The organism is Pseudoroseomonas cervicalis ATCC 49957, from assembly GCF_000164635.1.
Lineage (GTDB): Bacteria > Pseudomonadota > Alphaproteobacteria > Acetobacterales > Acetobacteraceae > Pseudoroseomonas > Pseudoroseomonas cervicalis.
Genome location: NZ_GG770779.1, coordinates 257,126 through 262,357 on the forward strand (window position 1 = coordinate 257,126; position 5,232 = coordinate 262,357).

Consider the following 5,232-nt stretch of genomic DNA (forward strand, 5'->3'; position numbering starts at 1 on the left):
CGGCGGGCCGCGGCGCGGCCGGCAAGGGGCCGGCCCCAGGCGCAACGCACCGGGTGAGCGGCAAGACGCGGCATGGCGAACATCATCGGCAATGGCGGGGCCAATCTTCTGACGGGCACGCCAGGGGACGACATCATCCAGGGCCTGGGGGGCAATGACACGCTCTCGGGCGGCGACGGCGCCGACATCCTCTCGGGCGGCGATGGCGACGATGTGCTGACCGGCGGCCGCGGCGCCGACACGCTGCATGGCGGCGCCGGCAACGACGTCTTCCGCTACGGCAGCCTGGCCGAGCTGAGCGAGGACCGCATCGTCGATTTCTCCACCGGCGACCGGCTGGATTTCTCCGCCATCGCCGGGCTGCGCTTCATCGGCGCGCAGAATTTCACCGGCGCCGGGATGGAGGCGCGGCTGGCCTGGCAGGGCGCCACCACCCTGCTGCTGATCGACATCAACGGCTTCTCCCGCGCCGAGCTGACGCTGCGCCTGGATGGCGCGCTGCGGCTGGTGGAGGTGGCGCCGGGCCAGCTGATGCTGGCCGCGCCGGTGCTGGCCAGCGGCGGCGCCGGCGCCGACCGGCTGGTGGGCGGGGCGGGCGATGACCGGCTGCTCGGCCTCGGCGGCAACGACGTGCTGCTCGGCGGCGAGGGCGACGACACCCTCTCCGGCGGCGATGGCAATGACACGCTGGAGGGCGGCGCCGGCGCCGACCTGCTGCTGGGCGGCGCCGGCGCCGACCTGTTCCGCTACACCGAGGCGGCGCACCTCGCTGGCGACCGGTTCGGCGATTTCGACGATCTCGACCGCATCGATCTCAGCGGCGTGGCCGGGCTGCGCTTCCTGGGCGACGCGGATTTCACCCTGACCCCGGGCGAGCTGCGGCAGAGCGGCAAATGGCTGCTGCTCGACCTGGATGGCGACGGGCTGGCCGATTACAGCGCCTGGGTCTCCGGCACCGGCATGTTGCGGGAGACCGCGGCGGGCACGCTGGTGCTGCGCCGCGCCGCGCCGCTGCTGGTGCTGGGCACCGAGGCCGCCGACCGGCTGGTGGGCGATGCCAGCGCCGACCGGCTGGAGGGCAATGGCGGCAACGACACCCTCCTCGGCATGGGCGGCGACGACCGGCTGATCGGCGGCGACGGCAACGACACGCTGGATGGCGGCAGCGGCAACGACTTCCTCGAGGGCGGCAATGGCGACGACACGCTGACCGGCGGCGATGGCGACGACGTGCTCTCCGGCGGCCACGGCAATGACGTGCTGCTGGGCGGCGCCGGCAACGACGTGCTGCGCGGCGGCCCCGGCAACGACATCTTCCGCTACCTGCGCGCGGCGGACCTGCAGGGCGACATCCTCCGCGACCTGGAGCCGGGCGACCTGCTCAGCCTCTCCGCCATCGGCGCCTTCCGCTTCATCGGCGACGATCCGTTCAGCGGCGCCGGCATGGAGATCCGCTTCGATGGCCGCGTCCTCGGCATCGACCAGGATGGCGACGGCCGGGCCGAGATCACCGCCGCCATCGACACCGGCGGGCGGCTGCTGGAGGGCAATGTGCCCGGCTCGCTGACCCTGGTGGTGGCGCGCGACCGCGCCCTGGCCGGCACGCTGGGCGATGACGTGATCACCGGCGGCCCCGGCCATGACACGCTGACCGGGCGCGACGGCAATGACACGCTGCTGGGCGGCTCGGGCAACGACACGCTGCTGGGCGGCAACGGCAACGACCTGCTCGATGGCGGCAATGGCGACGACGTGCTGGAGGGCGGGCTGGGCTGGGACATCTTCCGCATCTCGCCCGAGACCGGCGGGCGCTACACCACCGACACCCTCCGCGACTTCACCCAGGCCGACCGCATCGACCTGACGCAGTTCCGCGGCCTGGTCTGGATCAATGACGGGCTGTTCAGCGGCGTGCGGCCGGAGGCGCGGCTGCTGCGCGGGCCGGGCGGCAGCCGCATCGAGATCGACGCGGATGGCGATGGCGTCGCCGACCAGGGCGTGTTCCTGCCCGGCGTCACCACGGTCAAGGAGACCGACCCCGGCTCGCTGCTGCTGCGCATCGTCGCCAGCGTCTCCTTCAGCGGCAACGACCTGGCCAACATCCTGGTGGGCTCGGAGGGGGACGACACCCTCTCCGGCCTCGGCGGCAACGACACGCTGGTCGGCTGGGCCGGCCATGACACGCTGATCGGCGGCCCCGGCAATGACGTGCTGCGCGGCGAGACCGGCGACGACACGCTGCTGGGCGGCGAGGGCGACGACGTGCTGCTGCCCGGCCTCGGCCGCGACGTGATGACCGGCGGCCCCGGCGCCGACTGGTTCCGCTACCGCAGCGTCGCCGAGATCGGCCTGCTGGAGGACCGCATCACCGATTTCGACCTGGCCGACCGGCTCGACCTCTCGGCGATCGGCGAGCTGAGCTTCAGCCCCGCCGGGCTGACCGGCCGCGCCGGGCAGATCGCCGTGCTTGATGGCTGGGGCGGGCGCGATGCCGGCTGGACCTTCCTGGCCATCGACCTCGATGGCGATGCCCGGCCGGACGCCCTGCTCACCCTGGAGGGCGACATGGCGCTGGAGGAGTTCAACCCCGGCAGCCGCATCCTGCGCCGCGTCGCCGACCTCAACCTGACCGGCGGCCCCGGCAATGACGTGCTGACCGGCGGCGGCGGCCAGGACCGGCTGGTGGGCGGCGGCGGCGATGACCGGCTCTCCGGCCTGGGCGGGCCGGACCAGCTCTATGGCGGCACCGGCAATGACACGCTGGATGGCGGCGATGGCGACGACCTGCTGCTGGGCGAGGCCGGGGACGACACGCTGATCGGCGGCGCCGGCCGCGACACGCTGCGCGGCGGCGACGGCAACGACCTGCTGGCCGGCGGGCTCGGCGCCGACACGCTGACCGGCGGCGCCGGCAACGACATCTTCCGCTACCTGGCCGCCGCCGAGCTGGAGGGCGACCGCATCACCGATTTCCAGGCCGGCGACCTGATCGACCTCGCCGCGCTGCGCGCCCGCTACATCGGCAGCGACCCCTTCCAGGCCGATGGCACGGCGCAGCTGCGCTCCTGGCAGCTCGGCGTCACCTGGCTGGCGGTGGACGCCAATGGCGATGGCGTGGTCGATGCGGTGATGAGCCTGGGCGACGCCGCGCCGCTGGAGGAGACGGCGCCCGGCTCCGGCCTGCTGCGCCGGGTGGCCGATCTGGTGCTGAGTGGCGGCGCCGGCAATGACACGCTGACCGGCGGCGCCGGGCAGGACACATTGCTCGGCCTCGGCGGCAATGACACGCTGTCGGGCGGCGCCGGCAACGACTCGCTGGATGGCGGCGCCGGCCAGGACTGGCTGCGCGGCGGGCCGGGCAGCGACACGCTGATCGGCGGCCCCGGCAACGACGTGTTCCGCTGGGAGGTGGAGGACATCGCCGGCGCCGCCCTCGACACGGTGCTCGATTTCACCGTGGGCGACACGCTGGACTTCTCCCCGCTCGGCGCCCGCTTCCTCGGCAGCGGCGCCTTCACCGGCCGCGGCGAGGCGGAGATCCGCCAGGCCGGGGTGATGCTGCTGGTCGATCTCAATGGCGACGGCTTCACCGATGCCAGCGTGCAGCTCAACGCCCTGCCGGGCAGCCTGCAGGAGACGGCGCCCGGCTCCGGCCTGCTGGTGCTGGCCTCGCCCCAGGTGCTGACCGGCACCGAGGGGCGCGACCTCCTGACCGGCGGCGGCAATGCCGACACGATCCACGGGCTGGGCGGCGACGATGTGCTGGCCGGCGGCGGCGGCAACGACATCCTGCATGGCGGCGCCGGCAATGACACGCTGCTGGGCGGCGAGGGCGACGACATCCTGGTGGGCGGGCCCGGCGCCGACAGCCTGACCGGCGGCCCCGGCAATGACCGCTTCGTCTTCGCCCATGGCGATACCGGCAATGACAGCGCTGCGCGCGACACCATCACCGATTTCAACGCCGCGCCCTATGCCGACCAGCTCGACCTCTCCGGCATCGACGCCGACCTGACGCAGCCGGGCGACCAGGCCTTCACCCTGCTGCTGAGCGGCAGCCTCAGCGCGCCGGGCCAGCTCGTCTTCCTCGACGGCGTGCTCTACGGCAATGTCGATGCCGACCCGGCGGCGGATTTCCAGATCGCCATGCCCGGGGTCGGCAGCCTGGCCAGCTGGAATTTCTGGGCGCTCTGAGCTAGGCCGGGCGGCCGATCCCGCCGCCCCTCCTGGCCCGGAGCCGCCATGCGCATCCTGCACACCGCCGACTGGCATCTCGGCCGCGTCCTGCACGGCCAGCCCTTCCTGCCGGAGCAGGAATGGCTGCTGGCCGGCGCCTTCCTGGACGCGGTGCGCGAGGCCCGGCCCGACCTGCTGGTGATCGCCGGCGACCTGTATGACCGCGCCGTGCCGCCCGCCGCCGCCGTCGAACTGCTGGGCGAGGTGCTGCGCGCGGTGATCCAGGGGCTCGGCGTGCCGGTGCTGCTGATCGCCGGCAATCATGACGATGCGCGGCGCCTGGGCTTCGCCGCGCCGTTGCTGGGGCTGGCCGGGCTGCACATCGCCGGCTGCGCCCGCGGCCGCTCCTTCCTGTTCCAGGACCAGCACGGGCCGGTGCGGGTGCTGGCCGCCGATTACGGCGCCCCGGCCCATCTGGCCGAGCTGTTCGGGCCGGAGGCGAACATCCTCGACCACGAGGCCGGCTTCGCCGCCAGCATGGCGCATCTGCGCGCCGCGCTGCGCCCGGGCGAGCGCAGCCTGGTGGTGGCGCACGCCTTCGTCCAGGGCGGCGCGGAGAGCGAGAGCGAGCGGCAGTTGCAGGTGGGCGGCAGCGGCGCCGTCTCGGCCGCGCATCTGGAGGGGTTCCACTATGTCGCGCTCGGCCACCTGCACCGGCCGCAGCAGATGGCGGCGGGGCGCATCCGCTATGCCGGCTCGCCGCTCGGCTATTCCTTCTCGGAGGCCGGGCAGGAGAAATCCCTGACCCTGGTCGAGCTGGGCGCCGATGGCGCGGTGCGGACCGAGGCCCTGCCGCTGCCGGTGCGCCGCCCCCTGCGCCTGCTGCACGGCACGCTGGCCCAGCTGCTGGACGCCGCCGAGGGGGCCGGGCGCGAGGACTGGCTGCAGGTCTGGCTGGCCGACCGCCCCTTCGACGCCATGGCGCGGCTGCGCGAGCGCTACCCGAACGTGCTGGACCTGCGCTTCGCCGCCGCGCCGCTGCCGCCCGGCGCGGCG

Annotated in this window: 2 protein-coding genes; both read left to right on the forward strand. The window is 73.9% G+C overall.

From position 1 onward, the window contains the following. Positions 1 to 72 precede the first annotated feature (72 nt). The gene (locus HMPREF0731_RS26170) at positions 73 to 4,194 is read left to right on the forward strand and encodes a M10 family metallopeptidase C-terminal domain-containing protein (protein WP_007004504.1); all 4,122 of its coding nucleotides are present in this window, start codon (positions 73 to 75) and stop codon (positions 4,192 to 4,194) included. Between the two features lie 48 nt (positions 4,195 to 4,242). Then, a partial coding sequence (locus tag HMPREF0731_RS12495; protein ID WP_007004505.1) for an exonuclease SbcCD subunit D occupies positions 4,243 to 5,232 on the forward strand: 990 nt, incomplete at its 3' end.

Coding starts and splice junctions, on each gene's coding strand:
- HMPREF0731_RS26170 (WP_007004504.1), top strand. CDS start 73: ATGGCGAACATCATCGGCAATGGCGGGGCCAATCTTCTGACGGGCACG.